Origin of the sequence: Acidovorax sp. Root275, from assembly GCF_001428965.1 — a bacterium.
Taxonomy (GTDB): domain Bacteria; phylum Pseudomonadota; class Gammaproteobacteria; order Burkholderiales; family Burkholderiaceae_C; genus Acidovorax; species Acidovorax radicis.
Genome location: NZ_LMJH01000001.1, coordinates 671733 through 691358, shown reverse-complemented (window position 1 = coordinate 691358; position 19626 = coordinate 671733). Strand labels below are relative to the sequence as shown.

18 protein-coding genes are annotated in these 19626 nt (G+C 63.3%); 13 read left to right on the top strand and 5 right to left on the bottom strand.

Annotation, left to right across the window (positions count from 1 at the left end; translation table 11 throughout):
- Window positions 1-190: 190 nt before the first annotated feature.
- Both ASE52_RS03195 and ASE52_RS03190 read left to right on the top strand, forming a co-directional pair.
- Entirely contained in the window at window positions 191-439 is a 249-nt protein-coding gene (locus ASE52_RS03195; RefSeq protein WP_057223743.1) for a DUF1272 domain-containing protein, read from the top strand.
- The gene (locus ASE52_RS03190; RefSeq protein WP_057223741.1) at window positions 436-1068 is read left to right on the top strand and encodes a LysE family translocator; all 633 of its coding nucleotides are present in this window, start codon (window positions 436-438) and stop codon (window positions 1066-1068) included. The genes ASE52_RS03195 and ASE52_RS03190 overlap by 4 nt, the downstream gene beginning before the upstream one ends.
- A 138-nt stretch (window positions 1069-1206) precedes the next feature.
- Here the strand turns inward: ASE52_RS03190 and ASE52_RS03185 are convergent, their stop codons facing one another.
- Window positions 1207-1797, bottom strand: coding sequence for an OmpW family outer membrane protein (locus ASE52_RS03185; protein ID WP_057223739.1), 591 nt, complete (start codon window positions 1795-1797; stop codon window positions 1207-1209).
- Between the two features lie 130 nt (window positions 1798-1927).
- On the bottom strand, window positions 1928-2914 hold the full coding sequence (locus ASE52_RS03180; protein ID WP_057223737.1) for a DUF808 domain-containing protein: 987 nt from the start codon (window positions 2912-2914) through the stop codon (window positions 1928-1930).
- A gap of 272 nt (window positions 2915-3186) precedes the next feature.
- Here ASE52_RS03180 and ASE52_RS03175 point away from each other — a divergent pair, with 272 nt between their 5' ends.
- Window positions 3187-3873, top strand: coding sequence for a methyltransferase domain-containing protein (locus ASE52_RS03175; protein WP_010461143.1), 687 nt, complete (start codon window positions 3187-3189; stop codon window positions 3871-3873).
- An 83-nt stretch (window positions 3874-3956) separates the two neighbouring features.
- Here the strand turns inward: ASE52_RS03175 and ASE52_RS03170 are convergent, their stop codons facing one another.
- Window positions 3957-4877, bottom strand: coding sequence for a LysR family transcriptional regulator (locus ASE52_RS03170; protein ID WP_057223735.1), 921 nt, complete (start codon window positions 4875-4877; stop codon window positions 3957-3959).
- Between the two features lie 143 nt (window positions 4878-5020).
- On the opposite strand from ASE52_RS03170, the gene ASE52_RS03165 reads away from it, so the two are divergent.
- Genes ASE52_RS03165 through ASE52_RS03140 form a run of 6 tightly spaced genes read left to right on the top strand, consistent with a single transcriptional unit; the run spans window position 5021 to window position 9934 of the window.
- Window positions 5021-6004 carry a 2Fe-2S iron-sulfur cluster-binding protein gene (locus ASE52_RS03165; RefSeq protein WP_057223733.1) on the top strand — a complete coding sequence of 328 codons (984 nt, stop codon included), beginning with the start codon at window positions 5021-5023 and terminating at the stop codon, window positions 6002-6004.
- Window positions 6005-6038: 34 nt separating this feature from the next.
- Window positions 6039-7088, top strand: a complete 1050-nt coding sequence (gtdA, locus tag ASE52_RS03160; protein WP_057223731.1) for a gentisate 1,2-dioxygenase — start codon at window positions 6039-6041, stop codon at window positions 7086-7088.
- 39 nt (window positions 7089-7127) lie between these two features.
- Window positions 7128-7823: a fumarylacetoacetate hydrolase family protein gene (locus ASE52_RS03155; protein WP_057223729.1), complete on the top strand. Its 696-nt coding sequence runs from the start codon at window positions 7128-7130 to the stop codon at window positions 7821-7823.
- A 24-nt stretch (window positions 7824-7847) separates the two neighbouring features.
- A complete protein-coding gene (locus ASE52_RS03150) occupies window positions 7848-9107 on the top strand; it encodes an aromatic ring-hydroxylating dioxygenase subunit alpha (RefSeq protein WP_057223727.1) in 1260 nt (419 codons plus the stop codon).
- Between the two features lie 2 nt (window positions 9108-9109).
- Entirely contained in the window at window positions 9110-9598 is a 489-nt protein-coding gene (locus ASE52_RS03145) for an aromatic-ring-hydroxylating dioxygenase subunit beta (protein WP_198928055.1), read from the top strand.
- A gap of 6 nt (window positions 9599-9604) precedes the next feature.
- Window positions 9605-9934, top strand: coding sequence for a non-heme iron oxygenase ferredoxin subunit (locus tag ASE52_RS03140; protein WP_010461129.1), 330 nt, complete (start codon window positions 9605-9607; stop codon window positions 9932-9934).
- 65 nt (window positions 9935-9999) lie between these two features.
- Here ASE52_RS03140 and purL read toward each other — a convergent pair whose 3' ends face one another.
- Window positions 10000-14007, bottom strand: a complete 4008-nt coding sequence (gene purL / locus ASE52_RS03135) for a phosphoribosylformylglycinamidine synthase (protein ID WP_057223725.1) — start codon at window positions 14005-14007, stop codon at window positions 10000-10002.
- Window positions 14008-14143: 136 nt separating this feature from the next.
- Here purL and map point away from each other — a divergent pair, with 136 nt between their 5' ends.
- From map to ASE52_RS03120, 3 genes are all read left to right on the top strand, one after another.
- A complete protein-coding gene (gene map / locus ASE52_RS03130; protein WP_057223723.1) occupies window positions 14144-14959 on the top strand; it encodes a type I methionyl aminopeptidase in 816 nt (271 codons plus the stop codon).
- A 91-nt stretch (window positions 14960-15050) separates the two neighbouring features.
- A complete protein-coding gene (locus tag ASE52_RS03125; protein ID WP_057223721.1) occupies window positions 15051-17660 on the top strand; it encodes a [protein-PII] uridylyltransferase in 2610 nt (869 codons plus the stop codon).
- Between the two features lie 306 nt (window positions 17661-17966).
- Window positions 17967-18404, top strand: a complete 438-nt coding sequence (locus tag ASE52_RS03120; protein ID WP_010461123.1) for a universal stress protein — start codon at window positions 17967-17969, stop codon at window positions 18402-18404.
- 10 nt (window positions 18405-18414) lie between these two features.
- Here ASE52_RS03120 and def read toward each other — a convergent pair whose 3' ends face one another.
- On the bottom strand, window positions 18415-18954 hold the full coding sequence (def, locus tag ASE52_RS03115) for a peptide deformylase (protein ID WP_057223719.1): 540 nt from the start codon (window positions 18952-18954) through the stop codon (window positions 18415-18417).
- A gap of 106 nt (window positions 18955-19060) precedes the next feature.
- On the opposite strand from def, the gene ASE52_RS03110 reads away from it, so the two are divergent.
- Entirely contained in the window at window positions 19061-19480 is a 420-nt protein-coding gene (locus ASE52_RS03110; protein WP_057223717.1) for a YbaN family protein, read from the top strand.
- Window positions 19481-19626 lie beyond the last annotated feature (146 nt).

Genomic DNA, 19626 nt, shown 5'->3' with positions numbered 1-19626 from the left:
CCCCTGCTGCTGCGGCCCGAAAGACGGCCCCGCGCAGAGTGCAACCACCCAACCCCTCGCCAGCCCCAGCAGGACAGATACGCAGCGCGGGTGTACTGCCTGGAATCGCGGCATCTGTCCCTTGCCCCGCCGCACCGCCTGCCATACGCTTGCCGCAACCGGCCCCCACTTCTTTCCCAAAGGACACCCTATGCTCCAGATGCGACCCAACTGCGAATGCTGCAACAGGGACCTGCCGCCCAACTCCACCGACGCACGCATCTGCACCTTCGAATGCACCTTTTGCAGTGACTGCACCGGCACGCGGCTGGGCCACGTCTGCCCCAACTGCGGAGGCGACCTGGTGCAGCGCCCCCGCAGGCCAGCCTCCAAGCTGTCCCAGTACCCGGCCTCCACCGAACGCGTGCTCAAGCCCCAGGGCTGCGGGATGCTGGCATGACCATCGCCACACTGCTTGTCTTCGCGCTGGTGGCCCTGGTGGCTATCGCCACGCCAGGGCCCACGGTGCTGCTGGCGCTGGCCAATGGTTCGCGCTACGGCATGCGCCGCTCGCTGCCGGGCATGCTGGGCGCCGTGGCGTCGGACCTTGTGCTGGTCGGTGCAGTGGCGCTGGGCCTGGGGGCGCTGCTGGCAGCGTCGGAGTTCTGGTTTTCGGTGGTGAAGTGGCTGGGCGCGGCCTACCTAGCCTGGCTGGGATTGCGACTGCTGCGCTCGCAAGGCGGGCTGGACATTGCGGCCGCGGGCGGAGCAGCCTCCGGCCCATTGGCCACGCCGCGCAGTATCTTCGCGCGTTCGTTCCTGGTGGCGGTCACCAACCCCAAGGGCTATCTTTTCTGTTCGGCACTGCTGCCGCAATTCATCGACTCCAGTACACCGCAATGGCCGCAGTACGCCGCCATTGCAGCCGTTTTCGCCACCCTCGACTTCGCCGTGATGCTGGCCTACGCGCTGATCGGCGCGCGCGCCGTCAAGCTGCTGCGCCGTCGCGCGGTGCTGTGGCTGGACCGCTGCTGCGGCGGCGCTCTGCTGGCCTTGGCGGGCTCACTGGCCATTTACAAGCGGACGTAGTCAGCCCACGACGTCTTGCCATCGCAGCACTATGAAACTGGCGCAACCCCAGCCAGCGCCACCGCGCAACGGGCTTCGCCGGGCCACCGGCGACGCCCCTTCAGGGGCTGAGGGGCCAAAGACAGCTCAGAGGGGTAATCAAAACCGCCAGCCCAGACCCACCCCCACCAGAACGGGGTCCACCTTGAAGGTGCCCAGCTTGGCACCGCCGGCGCTCACGTCGGTCTTGATGAAAACCTTCTTCACATCGAAGTTGAGGTACAGATTCTTGGCAAGGGGGATGTCCACACCCACTTGCAGCGCGGGGCCGAAGCTGTTGCGGTCAATGTCCACGCCTGCGGGCAGGTTCACACTGGAAAACCGCGTGTAGTTCAGGCCTGCGCCCACATAGGGCTTGAAGCCAGCGGCATCAAAGTGGTACTGCACCAACAGCGTGGGTGGCAGGTGCTTGAGCGTGCCGATGGCAGCGCCGCCAGCGCTGAGTGTGTGCTTCTGGGGCACGGTCAGGATCAGCTCGGCCGCAACGTTCTTGTTGAAGAAGTAGGTGACGTCCACTTCGGGAATCGTCTTGTCGTTGATCGACAGGCCCAGGGGCGTGCTGTCCTTGTTGGCGCTGTCCAGGTGCACCACGCGTGCACGGACCATCCAGGGGCCTTCAGCCTGTTGCGCCAAGGCGGCGCCAGAAGACAGGGCACAAAGAACGGCGACAGCCAGCAGGTTTTTTTTCATGGTGATTTCGCATCGGTTGGACGGGGACGACCCCCGTGCATCTATTGAACCGCTGCACCCACCCACCGGCCTTGCCCTATCTCAAGGCCTCCGTACTAACCCTTAGATCTACATCAAGACATACCCACTCTCACGCAGTGGACTTGCCGCGCAGGCGCTGCACCAGCTTCACGCCGACCAGCACCAGCCCACCGGCAACAATCCCCACCACGGCGTTGAGCAAATTGGGCACCAGCACCGCCCACAGCCCGCCCACGGGCCATTGCGCGGCCACCGCACCGGAGGCGTCCACCGCGTGGTGCAGCATCGGAACCCCGTGCACCAGGATGCCACCACCCACCAGGAACATCGCCGCCGTGCCCGCGATGGACAGGCCCTTCATGAGCCAGGGCGCAGCGCGCAGGATGCCTGCACCCACGGCCCGGGCCGCGCTGCTGGCCTTGCCGTTCAGCCACAGGCCCAGGTCGTCAAGCTTGACGATGCCCGCCACCAGACCATACACACCAATGGTCATGATCACCGCAATGCCCGACAGCACGGCCACTTGTTGCGTGAAAGGTGCCGCCGCCACGGTGCCGAGGGTGATCGCGATGATTTCCGCCGACAGGATGAAGTCGGTGCGCACAGCGCCCTTGATCTTGTCTTTCTCGAAGGCCACCAGATCCACCGCCGGGTTGGCATTGGCCTTGGCGTGGCTTTCGTGCTCGGCGTCATCCTCATGCTGCGCATGAAGCAGTTTGTGCGCCACCTTTTCAAAACCCTCAAAACACAGGAAGGCGCCGCCCACCATCAACAAGGGCGTCACGGCCCAAGGCGCAAAGGCACTGATCAAAAGCGCCGTCGGCACGAGGATGACCTTGTTGATGAACGACCCTTTGGCCACGGCCCACACCACGGGTATTTCGCGCTCAGCGCGCACACCGGTGACTTGCTGGGCATTGAGCGCCAGGTCGTCCCCCAGCACACCCGCTGTCTTCTGGGCTGCGACCTTGGTCATGACCGATACGTCATCGGCCATGGCGGCGCTCTTCTTGGCCGCCACCTTGGTCATGAGGGCCACATCGTCGAGGATGGTGGCGATATCGTCCAACAGGGCAAGCAGGCTGCCAGCGGCCATGGGGAGTCCTTGAAATGGGTCTGTGAAAAGCGGCGGGCATGCCGCCTGTGTGCGCTGCACTATAGCAACGCGCAAGACTGCTGCATCACCCACCAAAGTCCCCTCGGCGTGGGCGGCCATTCCTTCGTATTCACCCCCCGGCGGGCCGCCGGTTTCCTTTGCCAACGACCGCCTGCATGGCCCTTCCAAGGGAGAAGCGCATACTCGCGCCCTCACCCACCACCTCTGGGGTCCTCGAGCATGTGCTCATATCCGGGCTTCACGCCCGAGCCATGCCCGGCTATCTCACCAAGCAAGAAGACATTTCCATCGTCGGCGCCGCCGACCTGATCATTCGATCACTGCTCGACAAGCAACAGTTCTCCGACCCGCTGGGCACCGCCGAGGCCCTTGGCATTTCGTCCGCCGCATGGCCCCTGTTCGGCCTGCTCTGGCCTTCAGGCGCACAGTTGGCGCAACGCATGGCCAGCCGCCCTTTGCAGACTGGCGAGCGTGTACTGGAGATTGGCTGTGGACTGGGCCTGGCCAGTCTGGTGTGCCACCGGCGCGGCATCAATGTCACTGCCAGCGACTGCCATCCGTTGGCGCAGCAGTTCCTGCAGGAAAACACCCGGCTCAACAGTCTGCCGCCCCTCAAGTACCGCACCGGCCACTGGGGAGCAGACACCTCGGCACCTGCCGGTGCCGTGCACGGCGAGTTCGACCTCATCATGGGCAGCGATGTGCTGTATGAACGCGACGCCCGCGCCTCGCTGGCCAGTTTTCTGGACCGCCACGCCAGCCAAGGCGCACAGATCTGGATCGTGGACCCGAACCGGGGCAACCGCTCCACCTTTCACAAGCAGATGGCGGCGCACCGTTTTGAGGTGGTGGAAGAGCGCCTGGATCACCCTGCGCTCGGCAGCGTGCCGGCCTACAAGGGGCGTCTGCTGGTGTACGAAAGACCCGTGCTGGCCTGAGCGATGGAGACACAGGGAAGAGCTCCCGCCATCAAGATTCAAGCGGTATTTTATTGCAGGGCACCGCTGCCCCACGGCGGCATCTAGGCCCTGAGGCTTGAAGCATCCGCGTGGAGATCAAAGACCAGCGCGCGCAGCCATTGGTTCGCAGGGTCCTTGTGAAATTTCGCGTGCCAGAACATGTTGATGGCTATTTTTGGCAGCTTGACCGGGTGAGGAAGGTACTGGAGCTGGAAAGGTTCGGCCATGCGCTCGGCCAGCCTTTCCGGTACGGTGGCGATGAGATCGGTGGACTGCAAGATATGCCCCACCGCGACAAAGTGGGGTACTTTGAGTTTCACCTGCCTCTGGGGTGAATGGTTGTCCAGTATCTCGTCCACCTGCCCATGGCCCGTGCCCGCAGACACGATGGCCACATGGTCCGCGCTGAAGAAGTCCTGCAACCGGATTTTTTTCTGATCCAGCCGGTGGCCTTTGCGAAACATGCAGACGTAATTCTGCTCGAAAAGCCGGCGTTGAAAAAACCCCGCCTTCAACTGCGGCAGCAGGCCCATCGCCAGATCCACATGGCCTGCCTCCATGGCGTCCTTCAGGTTGGTGGCGGCATTGCGCACGGTGCTGATGGCCACGAACGGCGCGACCTCCTGAATTCGCTGCATCAGTTGCGGCAGAAAGTAGATCTCCCCGATATCCGTCATCCCCACAGTGAAACTGCGTTTGCTGGTGCCTGGATCAAATGAATTTCTGGCGTTCACAGCCCCGTGAATCATGCCAAGTGCATACCCCACCGATTCCGCCAGCTGGTCCGCAAACGGGGTGGGCTGCATCCCGCTCGCGGTGCGGGTGAACAGCTCGTCGTCAAACAGCTTGCGCAGCCGCGAAAGGGCATTGCTCACGGCTGGCTGCCCAAGACCCAGGTTCTCCGCCACCTTGGAGACCTTGCGTTCGGTGAGGAGCTGATTGAAGACCACCAACAGATTCAGGTCAATGTCTTTGAGCTCCATCGGGGTTTCCTTGAATATTGATTTGAATGATATTAAACATTCACACCATCGCGTTGACTGATTTTCTCGCGAGTCTGATCATCGGACCCTGCGATTCCTGCTGCAGGAAACGATGCCGAAAAGAACATCAGAGACAACGCACGATGGAAATCCACGTACGCCCACTAGAGCGCACTTTCAATGTCGCAGCCGGCGCCAATCTGCTGGACGCCTTGCGCGAAAACGACGTGCCGGTTTCGTACAGCTGCATGGCGGGAAGGTGCGGAACTTGCCGTTGCAAGATCGTCACGGGGAACGTGCTGGAGTCGGGGCGCGAGGTGCAGCAACCTCTGGCCGCGCAAGATTCGTACGTCCTGGCGTGCCAGACCTTCTTGACGGAGGCCTGCACCGTGGAGATTGCTGAGCCTGATGAAGTGGTCGTGCATGCGGCGCGGATCATCAAGGCCACCGTTGTGGCCATTGAAGACACCACCCATGACATCAAGCGACTGATTCTCAAGCCAGCGAAGGCCTTGGATTTTTCGCCGGGCCAGTATGCGCAATTGCAATTCACACCGACCCACGCGCGACCCTATTCCATGGCCGGCACGACCAGCGACGAAACGCTGGAGTTCCATCTGAGGCTGATTCCGCAAGGCCGTGTCACCGCCTATGTCGCGAACGAACTTCGCGTGGGGGACTCGGTTCGAGTGAGCGGCCCACTGGGCTCTGCGTACCTTCGGCGCAAACACACCGGGCCGATGTTGTGTGTAGCGGGCGGCACGGGGCTGGCGCCGATCCTGTCCGTTGTTCGCGGTGCCGTTGCCGCAGGCATGGGCAATCCCATCCATCTGTACTTCGGGGTCCGATCTGAGCGCGACATCTATGGCCGTGAATGGCTGGAAGCGCTGCAACGTCAACACCCGAACCTCAAGGTGCAGATTGTGGTCGCGTCTGGCCAGGCACAGGGTTGCCGCACAGGCCTGGTGACCGACGCCATCGCCAAGGACTGGCCCAGCCTGGCGGGCTTTCGCGCGTACCTCTGCGGCGCACCGCCCATGGTCGAAGCCACGTCCCTGCTGGTGCGGCAAATGGGTGTTTTGCCCGGACAGGTCTACGCGGATGCTTTCTATGCCAGCGGCACGTAAACCAGGTTCCTCGCACTGATTTCAGGAGCAACCCATGAACACCACCCTGTCTGCCGATGTTGCAACAAGCCAGCAGCGCAAAAGCTATTACGACCGCATCGCCGAAGAAAGCATGACCCCTTTGTGGGAAGTGCTGGGAGCACTGGTGCCGCAACAGCCCCGATCTCCTGCGGTGGCGCACGCCTGGTCCTATGCCCAGGTCCGCGCCAAGGTGCTGGAGGCTGGTTCGTTGATCAGCGCAGCAGAGGCGGAACGCCGCGTTCTGATTCTGGAGAACCCCGCATTGCGAGGCCAGTCCAGCATCACGCAGGCACTGTATGCAGGTCTTCAACTCATCCTGCCTGGCGAGGTTGCACCGGCCCATCGCCACACCCAGTCCGCCCTGCGCCTGGTGTTGGACGGTGCTGGCGCCTACACCGCTGTGGATGGAGAACGCACAACGATGCGGCGTGGTGACTTCATCATCACGCCCGCCTGGACATGGCATGACCATGGCAACCTGGGCACTGAACCCGTGGTTTGGCTCGATGGGCTGGACATCCCGATCGTGCGCTTTCTGGACGCAGGTTTTGCTGAAAAAAGCGATAGCGAATACCAGACGGTCACCCGCCCGGAAGGGGACGCATTGGCCCGGTATGGCTCCAACATGCTCCCGGTGGACTTCCAGCAGCAACCATCCGACCCGACCAAGGTCTTTGTATACCCCTGGGAGCGCACCCTGTCCACGCTGCATGCCCTGAAGGCTGGCAGTCCAGACCCTCATTTCGGCCACAAGCAGCGCTACGTGAACCCGGCTACAGGACGTTCGCCCATGCCAACGATGGCCGCTTTCGCGCAACTGATTCCCGCAGGCTTCGAGACCCAGCCGTATCGCTGCACGGATGGAACGGTGTACGTCTGCCTCTCCGGTTCGGCAGAAGCCCACATCGAAGGACAGACCTTTCGCCTGGAGGAAAACGACGTGCTGGTGGTCCCCTCGTGGCATTCCCAGCAGTTCTGCGCACTCACTGAGGCGGTGCTGTTCAGCTACTCCGATCGTCCCGTGCAACAGGCACTTGGCCTGTGGCGCGAGCAGCGATCCTGAAGTCCTGCCATTTCCCACTTTGCCTTGAAAGACCCACCCATGTCCTTCGCCATAGCTCCCGCCGCTGTTCCTTCGTTGTCCATTCAAGGGCAGCCTGAGCGATTTCCGGTCCACCGGATTTTCTGCGTGGGCCGCAACTACGCAGCGCATGCCCGTGAGATGGGCAAGGACCCTGACCGCGATCCCCCTTTCTTCTTCATGAAGCCTGCCAATGCCGCGGTCGATGCCTCGACGCCCACAACCATCCCCTATCCACCCAAGACGACTAACTTTCACCATGAGATTGAACTCGTCGTGGCGATCGGCAAGGGCGGGCGTGACATTGCACAAGACCGGGCATACGAACACGTCTTTGGGTACGCCGTGGGTCTGGACATGACGCGCCGCGACCTCCAACTGGAAGCCCGTGACAAAGGGCGTCCATGGGAATTTGGCAAGTCGTTTTCTCAGTCTGCACCGATCGGCGCGATCACTCCAGCCACATCCCACGAACCAGTCTCTCACGGTGCCATCCGCGTCAGCGTCAATGGTGCGGCACGGCAGTCCTCGGATGTCGGTCTCTTGATCTGGTCTGTCGAGGAGTGCATCGCCTATCTGTCCCAGTACGAAGCCCTGGAGCCCGGGGACTTGATCATGACGGGCACTCCCGAGGGCGTGAACGCCGTGGTGCGGGGAGATGTGATGCATGGGGAAATCGATGGCCTGTCGGCCATCACCGTCACTGTCGAAGCCTGAGAAAAAGCAGCGAAGGAGATAGCGATGAGCACACCGACAAATGAAGTCTTCCCCGCCCAGATGCGATGGGAAACCGAGGGAAGCAGCCGAATTCCCTTCATGGCCTACACCGACGACGACCTGCATAAGAAGGAGCTTGAACGCTTCTTCTACCAGCGGCATTGGAACTACGTCGGTTTGGAAGCCGAGGTTCCGAAGGTTGGTGACTTCAAGCGCACGGTGGTGGGTGAACGTTCGGTCCTCATGGTGCGCGACGCGGATGGCGTCCACGTCGTCGAGAACGTATGCGCCCATCGTGGAATGCAGTTTTGCCGCGAGCGCCATGGCAACAAGAAAGATTTTGTGTGCCCGTACCACCAGTGGAGCTATACGCTGCAGGGGGATCTTCAGGGGGTGCCGTTTCGTCGTGGCGTCAAGCAGGACGGAAAGGTCAACGGCGGCATGCCCGCTGATTTCCAGACAGCGGACCACGGCCTGAACAAGCTGAAAGTGGCGACCCGCGGTGGCGTCGTGTTTGCCAGCTTCGACCATGACATCGAGTCCCTCGAAGACTTCCTGGGAGCAGAGATTCTTTCGTACTTTGACCGGCTCTTCAACGGCCGGCAGCTGAGAATTCTGGGCTACAACCGTCAGCGCATTCCAGGGAACTGGAAACTCATGCAGGAGAACATCAAGGACCCCTACCACCCAGGCCTGCTTCACACCTGGTTTGTGACCTTTGGCCTCTGGCGGGCGGACAACAAGAGTGAGCTGAAGATGGACGCACGCCATCGGCATGCGGCCATGATCTCGACGCGGGGTCAGGCAGGAAAAGCCGACCAGGTCACCCAGGTGTCCAGCTTCAAGGAAAGCATGCAGCTGCACGATCCCCGATTCCTCGACATCGTGCCAGAGCCCTGGTGGGGTGGCCCCACCGCAGTGATGATGACGGTGTTTCCCAGCGTCATCCTTCAGCAGCAGGTCAACAGCGTCTCCACCCGGCACATCCAGCCGGATGGCCACGGCACCTTCGACTTCGTGTGGACGCACTTCGGCTTTGAGGATGACACCGAAGAGATGACGCAGCGCCGCCTGCGACAGGCCAACCTGTTCGGCCCTGCCGGGTTCGTCTCCGCAGACGACGGAGAGGTGATCGAGTTTTCCCAGCAGGGCTTTGAAAGCAAGCCCTACCACCGCACCTTGGCGGAGTTGGGGGGGAAGACCGTGGAAAACACCGACCACATGGTGACCGAAACGCTGATCCGCGGAATGTATGCGTACTGGCGTGAAGTGATGGAGGCCTGACCATGAGCGCCGCCCCCCACATTCACTTTGATGACTACCTGGCCATATCGCGCCTGTATGCAGAGTACGCACTGGCTGTGGACTCTGGCGACTGGGATTTGTGGCCCGAGTTTTTCACGGACGACTGCACCTACAAGCTGGTGCCCCGCGAGAACCACGAGCGCGGATTTCCATTGGCAACGCTCCTGTTTGAAAGCAAGGGGATGCTCAAGGACCGTGTGTACGGCATCCGGGAAACCCTGTTCCATGACCCCTACTACCAACGCCATGTGGTGGGCGCGCCTGTGATCCTCATAGCCAGTGAAAACCGCTTCGAGGCAGAGGCGAACTACGCAGTGTTTCGCACCAAGCTCTCGCGCGAATCGACAGTGTTCAACGTGGGGCGGTATCTCGACGTGATCGAACGCACCCCTGCAGGGCTCAAGTTTGCAACGCGCATTTGCGTGTACGACAGCGAAATGATCCCGAACTCCATCATCTATCCCATCTGAACCGCCATGAACGAATCATCCTGGATTGACGCTGCCAGCGAGGCCGAAGTACCCGAAGACGATGTCATCGGATTGCAGGTGGGTGAGCGCAGCATTGCCCTGTACAAGGTTGCCGGAAGTGTTTTTGCGACCGACAACATCTGCACGCACGGGCATGCGCGTCTTTGCGATGGCTTTCTGGACGGCCATGAAATCGAGTGCCCCCTGCACCAGGGGAAGTTTGATGTCCGCGATGGCCAGCCCACCTGTGCTCCGGTCACGGCCCCGCTGACGTGCTACCCGGTGCGCATTGATGGGGGCCGCGTGTTCCTTCAGGTGGGCATTTCATCCACCTGAAAGAAGCATTCATCGCAGATAGGCTGGCAGTGGGCAACCTGCGCCGCAGGATGCCTCAGGCCACATCACCCCACCCACTTGCGCGCATTGCGCCAGATGCGCATCCAGGCGCTGTACTGCGATGCGTCTTCGCTGGTCCAGCTCATCTGCACATTGCGGAACACGCGCTCGGGGTGCGGCATCATGGCGGTGAAGCGGCCGTCGGCCGTGGTCACGGCCGTGAGGCCACCCGTGCTGCCGTTGGGGTTGAACGGGTACTGCTCGGTGGCGCGGCCGTGGTTGTCCACATAGCGCATGGCGGCAATCGCCTTCTCAGCATTGCCCCGGTACTTGAAGTTGGCATAACCCTCGCCATGCGCCACGGCAATCGGCAGGCGGCTGCCGGCCATGCCTTGCAGGAACAGGCTGGGTGATTCGAGCACTTCCACCAGCGACAGGCGGGCCTCAAAGCGCTCGCTCTGGTTGGTGGTGAAACGTGGCCAGTCTTGCGCGCCGGGGATGATGTCAGCCAGCTCGGCAAACATCTGGCAGCCGTTGCACACGCCCAGGCCGAAGGTGTCGGAACGGCCGAAGAAGCCCTGGAACTGAGCGGCCAACACCGGGTTGAAGGTGATGGAACGCGCCCAGCCAATGCCCGCACCCAGCGTGTCGCCATAGCTGAAGCCACCACAGGCGACCACGCCCTTGAAGTCTTCAAGCTTCACGCGGCCAGTCTGCAGGTCGGTCATGTGCACGTCGTAGGCCTCAAAGCCTGCTTCCGTGAACGTGTAGGCCATCTCAATGTGCGAGTTCACGCCCTGCTCGCGCAGGATGGCAACCTTGGGACGGGACAGATTCAAGTACGGCGCTGCCACGTTGTCGGTGGCATCGAACGTGAGGTGCACATGCAGGCCGGGGTCGGTGGGCTCGCCCGCTGCGGCGTGCTCGGCATCGGCATTGGCGGGGTTGTCGCGCTGCTGGCAGATCTTCCAGCTCACCGCATCCCACACCTGGTGCAGATCGGCCAACGGGGCGCTGAACACGGACTTGGCATCGCGCCAGACCTGCAGCTCGCCCTTGCCAGCATCGATCTCGGACGACGCAGGGCGCGTCTTGCCCACAAAGTGGCTGAACTTGGACAGGCCGTGCTCGCGCAGAGTCTGCATCACATCGTTGCGCTCGGCCGTACGCACCTGCAGCACCACGCCCAGCTCTTCGTTGAACAGTGCCTTGAGCGTCAGTTCTTCACGGCGCGCGCTGACCTGCTGCGCCCAGTTCTTGGCGTCGCCGGTTTCCATGCGGCTGTCGCTGATGCCGTCGCCCTCGGTCACCAGCATGTCCACGTTGAGCGCCACGCCCACGTGGCCTGCAAACGCCATTTCTGCCGCTGCAGCCAACAGGCCGCCATCGCTGCGGTCGTGGTAAGCCAGGATCTGGCCCTTGGCGCGCAGCGCGTTCACGGCGTTGACGAGATTGACCAGATCTTTCGGGTCGTCCACATCGGGCACCACGTCGCCGCTTTGCTCCAGCGTCTGGCCCAGGATGCTGCCACCCATGCGGTTCTGGCCCTTGCCCAGGTCGATCAACACCAGCGTGGTGTCGGCCTCGGTGGCGTTGAGCTGGGGGGTGAGGGTGCCACGCACGTCGGACAGCGAGGCAAACGCGCTCACGATCAGGCTGACGGGTGATGTGACCTTTTTCTTGCCCGAACCTTCGTTCCACTGCGTGCGCATGGACAGGCTGTCCTTGCCCACGGGGATGCTGATGCCAAGGGCCGGGCACAGCTCCATGCCCACGGCCTTCACGGTTTCGTACAGCGCGGCGTCTTCGCCGGGCTCGCCACAGGCGGCCATCCAGTTGGCGCTGAGCTTCACGCGGGGCAGTTCAATCGGGGCGGCCAACAAGTTGGTCAGCGCCTCGGCGACGGCCATGCGCCCCGATGCGGGGGCGTTGATGGCGGCCAGCGGGGTGCGCTCGCCCATGCTCATCGCCTCACCGGCAAAGCCTTTGTAATCGGCCAAAGTCACGGCGCAATCGGCCACGGGCACTTGCCAGGGGCCGACCATCTGGTCGCGGTGGCTCAGGCCGCCCACGGTACGGTCGCCGATGGTGATGAGGAAGCGCTTGGACGCCACCGTGGGGTGGGCCAGCACGTCGATCACGGCTTTTTGCAGCGGCACGCCGGTCAAGTCCATCGGTGCGAATTCGCGCACCACGGTCTTCACGTCCCGGTGCATCTTGGGCGGCTTGCCCAGCAGCACGTTCATCGGCATGTCCACGGGCAGCTTCTGGTCGTCGGCCGTCGCGGCCGGGTCGTGCAGCACCAGCTGGCGCTCTTCCGTGGCCGTGCCGATCACGGCAAACGAGCAGCGTTCGCGCTCGCAGAAGGCCTGAAACAGGGGCAACGACTCGGGCGCGATGGCCAGCACGTAACGCTCTTGCGACTCGTTGCTCCAGATCTCCTTGGGCGCCATGCCCGATTCTTCGAGCTGCACGGCACGCAGATCGAAGCGTGCGCCACGGCCTGCATCGTTGGTCAGCTCTGGGAAGGCGTTCGAGAGGCCGCCCGCGCCCACGTCGTGGATGGCCAGGATGGGGTTGTCGGTACCCTGCGCCCAGCAATGGTTGATGACCTCTTGCGCACGGCGCTCGATCTCGGGGTTGCCACGCTGCACCGAGTCAAAGTCCAGCTCGGCCGCGTTGGTGCCCGTGGCCATGGAACTGGCCGCGCTACCGCCCATGCCGATGCGCATGCCCGGGCCGCCCAACTGGATCAGCAACGAGCCCGCAGGAAACTCGATTTTCTTCGTCAGCTCGGCATCGATGACGCCCACGCCGCCCGCGATCATGATGGGCTTGTGGTAGCCGCGCTGCACACCAGCAACTTCCTGCTCGTATTCGCGGAAGTAGCCATTCAGGTTGGGGCGGCCAAATTCGTTGTTGAACGCCGCGCCACCCAGGGGGCCCTCGACCATGATCTGCAGCGGGCTGGCAATGTGCTCGGGCTTGCCCACGGTGGAGCCCCAAAGCTTGGAGACGGTGAAGCCCGTGAGGCCCGCCTTGGGCTTGGAGCCCCGGCCGGTGGCGCCTTCGTCGCGGATCTCGCCGCCTGCACCGGTGGATGCACCTGGGAAGGGCGAGATGGCCGTGGGGTGGTTGTGCGTTTCCACCTTCATCAGCACATGCTGGGTAACGCTACTTTTTTGATAGCTATTGGCGCTTGATGGATAAGCGCCAGAGGCCATTTTTGCCACAAAACGCTCGACCTGATGGCCCTCCATGACCGAGGCGTTGTCCGAATACGCGATCACCGTGTGCTGGGGCGCCAGCTGGTGGGTGTTGCGGATCATGCCGAACAGGCTCTTGTCCTGCGCCACGCCGTCGATGGTGAACTCGGCGTTGAAGATTTTGTGGCGGCAATGTTCGCTGTTGGCCTGCGCGAACATCATCAGTTCCACATCGGTGGGGTTGCGCTTGAGGCCCGTGAAGGCGGTCACGAGGTAGTCGATTTCGTCATCGGCCAGGGCCAGGCCAAAGCGGGTGTTGGCGGCCTCCAGGGCAGCGCGGCCACCGGCCAGCACGTCCACATGCTCCATGGGCGCGGGCTGCAGTTCGGTGAACAGGGCGGCAGCAGCGCTGCGGTCAGCCACCACCGATTCGGTCATGCGGTCGTGCAGCAAGGCGGCGACCTGGCCCAGTTGCTCGGCGGTCAGCTCGGGCGTCTTGCCCAGCAGGCCCGATTTGAGGCTGACGCGGTATTCGGTGATGCGCTCCACGCGGCGGATGGCGATGCCACAGTTGCGCGCAATGTCGGTGGCCTTGGAGGCCCAGGGCGACAGCGTGCCCAGGCGGGGCGTGACGATGAGGACGGCGCCGTCCTCGGGGCCTGCGTACGGGTCGCCATAGGTCAGCAGCGCGGCCAGGCGTTCTTGTTCCGCCGCCGTGGGGGCTGCGTCGGTCACCACCAAGTGCACAAAACGTGCCGCAATGCCACTGATCTTGGGGTGAATCGCCTCCAGGGCAGGTTGAAGTTGCTGGGCGCGGAAGGTGCTGAGGGCGTTGCCGCCCGCCAGCGTGGTCATGTGCAAGGTCACGGTAGCGGCCTGTTGGGGGTGTGAGGGGTAGACAGAGACCCGGCCCAGCAGCTTGCAGCCAGGACCGGAGCCCGCCATTTTACCGGCCCAGGCCGTGCCGCCTGCACGGCGCGGGGGCCAATGGGATAATCAAGGCATGAGCATCACCATCAAAAGCGCAGAGGACATCGCCGGCATGCGCATTGCGTGCCGCCTGGCCTCCGAAGTGCTGGACTACATCGCCCCCCACATCAAGCCCGGTATCACCACCAAGGAAATCGACCGCTTGGGCGCCGAATGCATGGCCCAGCAGGGCACCATCTCGGCCACCGTGGGCTACCAACCGCCGGGTTATCCACCCTATCCGGCCTCGCTGTGCACCTCGGTCAACCATGTGGTGTGCCACGGCATCCCCAACGACAAGCCGCTCAAGAAGGGCGACATCGTCAACGTGGATGTGACGGTCATCACCAAGGACGGCTGGTATGGCGACAACAGCCGCATGTACCTGATTGGAGAATGCTCGATCGCCGCCAAGCGGCTGTCGGCCATCACGTTCGATGCCATGTGGCATGGCATCGTGCAGGTCAAGCCAGGTGCCCACCTGGGCGACATCGGCCACGCGATCCAGAAGTTTGCCGAAGGCCAGGGCTTTTCCATCGTGCGCGAGTTTTGCGGCCACGGCATTGGCAAGAAATTCCACGAAGAACCCCAGGTGCTGCACTACGGCCGCCCCGGCACACTCGAAGAGCTGGTGCCCGGCATGGTCTTCACCATTGAGCCCATGATCAACGCCGGCCGCCGCGAGGTCAAGGAATTCAGCAACGATGGCTGGTCCATCGTGACCAAGGACCACAGCCTGTCGGCCCAGTGGGAGCACACGGTGCTGGTCACCGAGACGGGCTATGAAGTGATGACGCTGTCGGCAGGCTCCCCCCCGCTGCCGGCGTTTGTGACCGCGACCAAGACCTGACCCGCGCGCCGGATGGCCCATCGCCAGCCGGCGCGTACAACTCTTGCATGGTTTTTTGCATGGCCCTTTTTCAGCGCGACCCTCAACGACCATGACCAAAATCCGTGCCCTGCCTGAAGTGCATGCCCTGCGGGACGCCTACCGCAACGACAAAGCCGCCCTGCTGGCTGCCATGAAGGCCACGGGAGCCTCCACGCGCGGCATCCGTGTATTGCTGCGCAAGCTCTCCACACTGGCCGGCCACCTGCTGCAAACCCTGTGGCAGCGCGCCGAGCTGCCAGCCGACATGGCGCTGGTGGCGGTGGGGGGGTTCGGGCGCGACCAGCTCTTTCCCTATTCGGATGTCGATGTGCTGCTGCTGATGCCCGACGGTGCAGCGCCCGACGCGGGCAGCGCACTGCGCACCCAGCTCGAAGGCTTCATCGGCAGTTGCTGGGATGCGGGGCTGGAGATTGGCTCCAGCGTGCGCACGGTGGCCGAATGCCTGGCCGAAAGTGCAGGCGATGTCACCGTGCAGACTTCCCTGCTCGAATCGCGCCTGGTGTGCGGCAATGCAACGTTGTTCGAGGAGTTCCAGCGGCAGTACCGCGCGCAGATGGACCCACAGGCCTTCCTGGTGGCCAAGACGCTGGAGATGCGCCAGCGCCACAACAAGTACGAGAACACACCCTACTCGCTGGAGCCCAACTGCAAGGAGTCGCCCGGCGGGCTGCGCGACCTGCAGATGATCCTGTGGGTGTCCCAGGCCGCGGGCCTGGGCCGCAACTGGAAGGAACTGGCCGCCAGCGGCATGGCCACGGCCTTCGAAGTGCGCCAGATCGAACGCAACGAGGCGGTGCTGTGCCTCGTCCGCGCGCGCCTGCATGCAGCCGCTGGGCGGCACGAGGATCGTCTGGTGTTCGACCTGCAGACCGCCGTGGCCGAGTCGTTCGGCTACCGCTCGCAGGCGCCCGACGGATCACGCCTGCCCATGCGGGCGAGCGAGAGCCTGATGCGGCGCTACTACTGGGCGGCCAAGGCTGTGTCGCAGCTCAGCCAGATCCTGTTGCTCAACATCGAGGAGCGGCTGAACCCCTCCACGCACGAGCCACGCCCCATCAACGAGCGGTTTTTCGAAAAGGCCGGGCTCATCGAGGTGGCCAGCGACGACCTCTACACGCGTGACCCACACGCCATCCTCGAAACCTTTTTGCTCTACCAGACCACGGTGGGCCTCAAGGACCTGTCGGCCCGCACCCTGCGCGCGCTGTACAACGCGCGTGGCGTGATGGACGGGGCGTTTCGCCGCGACCCGGCCAACCGTGCGGCCTTCATGCGCATCCTCCAGCAACCGTCGGGCATCACGCATGCCATGCGGTTGATGAACCAGACCTCGGTGCTGGGGCGCTATCTGTGGGCGTTTCGCGGCATCGTGGGGCAGATGCAACACGACCTGTTCCACGTCTACACGGTGGACCAGCACATCCTGATGGTGCTGCGCAACGTGCGGCGGTTCTTCATGGCCGAGCATGCGCACGAATACCCCTTCTGCTCACAGCTGGCCGCCGGGTGGGACAAGCCGTGGATTCTGTACATCGCAGCACTCTTTCATGACATCGGCAAAGGCCGTGGAGGCGACCACTCGCAGATCGGCGCCGTGGAGGTGCGGCACTTCTGCCGCCAGCACGGCGTGGACCGCGAGGACGCCAAGCTCATTGAGTTCCTGGTCAGCGAACACCTCTCGATGAGCCGCATCGCCCAGAAGGAAGACCTGAGCGACCCCGATGTGATTGCCGCCTTTGCACAGCGCGTGGGCAACGAGCGTTACCTCACCGCGTTGTACCTGCTCACGGTGGCCGACATCCGCGGCACCAGCCCCAAGGTCTGGAACGCCTGGAAGGGCAAGCTGCTCGAAGACCTGTACCGTGCCACCTTACGCACCCTGGGCGGCCGCGCGCCCGACGCTGCCGCCGAGATCGAGGCGCGCAAGCGCGAGGCGCTGGTGCTGCTGGCCCTGAGCGCCCTGCCCTTCGAGGCGCACAAGGCGCTGTGGGCCACGCTGGACGTGAGCTACTTCATGCGCCATGAAGCGGCCGACATCGCCTGGCACACGCGCCACCTTTCGCGCCATGTCGGCACGGCAAAACCTGTGGTGCGTGCGCGCCAGTCGCTCGCGGGCGACGGCTTGCAGGTCATGGTGTATGCGGCCGACCAGGCCGACCTGTTCGCACGCATCTGCGGCTATTTCGACCGTGCGGGCTTCTCCATCCTGGACGCGCGCGTGCACACCGCGAACAACGGCTACGCGCTCGACACTTTCCAGGTGGTGGCGTCCTCCCAGCCCGGGCACTACCGGGAGCTGACGCACATGGTCGAAAGCGATCTGGTCCGTGTGATCGAGGCCGGTGGTCCGTTGCCAGAACCCGCACGCAAGCGGGTCTCGCGGCGGGTCAAGAGTTTTCCGGTGGCACCCCGCGTCACGCTGCGTCCCGACGAGAAAGCGCAGCGCTGGCTGCTGGCCATCTCGGCCAGCGACCGGGCGGGCCTGCTCTACCTGGTGGCCCGCATCCTGGCGCAGCATCACCTGAGCGTGCAGCTGGCCAAGGTCAGTACCCTGGGGGAGCGGGTGGAAGACACGTTCTTGATCCAGGGCCCCGAGCTGCAGAACAACGCCCGCCAGATCCAGATCGAAACCGAGCTCCTGCGCGAGTTGTCCGACTGACCGGCGCGGACAATCAGTCCAGCGGCTGGCCTGCACACCCGCGATGCATTTTTTGCGCAATATTGCTATATTTTTAATAGCAAAAATCGATGATGAATAGGCGATAGAGGCATCTACAGCCATATTTCCCCGCCACCGCGAACTCGGGTACGCGCTTGCTTTGCGCGTGTCATCGGCCTATAAGAGAACCGTGAATGTGGCGCGTTCAAGGCGCCCACGGTGTCCGCCCTGCCGCGTTGCGCCACCGCAGCCCAGGTGGGCACCCAGCGCCCTTCGAGGCTGCCTGCGCAGCCCCAAGGAGCCAGCATGTACAAGCACATCCTGATGCCCTCCGACGGCACAGCCCTGTCGGAAGCAGCCATCCTGCGTGGCATGCGTTTTGCCCGCGAGGCCCATGCCAAAGTCACCGGTTTCTACGCGTTGCCCGAGTTCCATTCGCTGGCCTACCACGCAGAGATGCTGGAACACACGCGCAAAAGCCAGGAGGACCAGGCCCGCGCCCGCGCCGAAGTGGTGCTGGATTACATCCGGGAGACAGCGGCACAGTACGGCGTGCCCTGCGACACCGTGACCAGCATCAGCGACCACCCGTACGAAGCCATCATTGACGCCGCACACGCCCAGGGGTGTGACCTGATCCTGATGGCATCGCATGGCCGCCGGGGGCTTCAGGGCCTCCTGCTGGGCAGCGAGACGCTGAAAGTCCTGACCCACAGCAAGATCCCGGTGCTGGTGCACAGGTGATGGAGATTGATCAGTCGTCTTCGGTGGCGCTGATGTCCGGGAAGAGCACTTCGGTAAAGCCGAACTGCGTGAAGTCGCGCACCCGCATGGGGTAGAGCTTGCCAATGAGGTGGTCACATTCGTGCTGCACCACCCGGGCATGAAAGCCCTCCACCGTGCGGTCGATCGGGTCTCCATACGGATCAAACCCGGTATAGCGAATGCGCGACCACCGAGGCACCTTGCCACGCAAACCTGGGACGGACAGGCAACCTTCCCAATCCTCATCCTCCTCATCACCAAGCGGCGTGATAACCGGGTTGAGCAAGACGGTGCGAGGGACCACCGGCCGGTCCGGGTAGCGCGGATTGCGCTCGCCAGAGCCAAAAATCACGAGCTGCAGATCCACGCCGATCTGCGGTGCGGCAAGCCCCGCACCATTGACAGACTGCATGGTGTCGAACATGTCGCGCACCAGAAGGTGGAGCGCATCGGTATCGAACTCAGTGACGGGCTGGGCAATGCGCAGCAGGCGGGGATCGCCCATCTTCAGGATGGTATGGATGGTCATCGAAGGTGCATTCAGTTCAAGGGGAGGAAGCGGCACACGCGCAGCTGCGGCAGCATAGCGCGTGCGCGCCCGTCGCGGAGCGACCAGCGCATTCACAATACAGGGCATGTCCCAGCCCCCACCCGAGTCCCCCGAGGACACCACACCGCAACTGCGCACCCTGCCCTGGCCCGTGCGCTGGCTGCTGCTCGTGTTTGCCGTGCTGTGCCTGGTCATGGGCATCATTGGTGTGATCGTTCCCGGGCTGCCGACCACGGTGTTCATCTTGATGGCAGCATGGGCCGCTGCACGCAGCTCGCCACGGCTCTATCGCTGGCTGTGGAACCACCGCTTGTTCGGCCCCCTGCTGCGCAACTGGGCCCAGGGCGGCAAGGTCAGTCGGCGGGCCAAGTGGAGCGCCACGCTGCTCATGGCACTCAGCGGCATCGTGCTGTTCGCCACGGGCTCCCGCCCCTGGGTGGCAGGTATTGCGATCACCTGCATGGTCTGCGTGGCGGCCTGGCTGTGGCGCCGGCCGGAGCCCTGAAGAGCCCCACTCAGCGAGTGCTGGCGGCGCATGGGGTGATTCCTACATCGCTCCTTCACCACCCCTCCGTATCACCGCATTTGCATGCTCGAACAAGCTGCAGAATCTTTAGAGGCCCCATTTTTATGTATATAATCTAAGTCTTG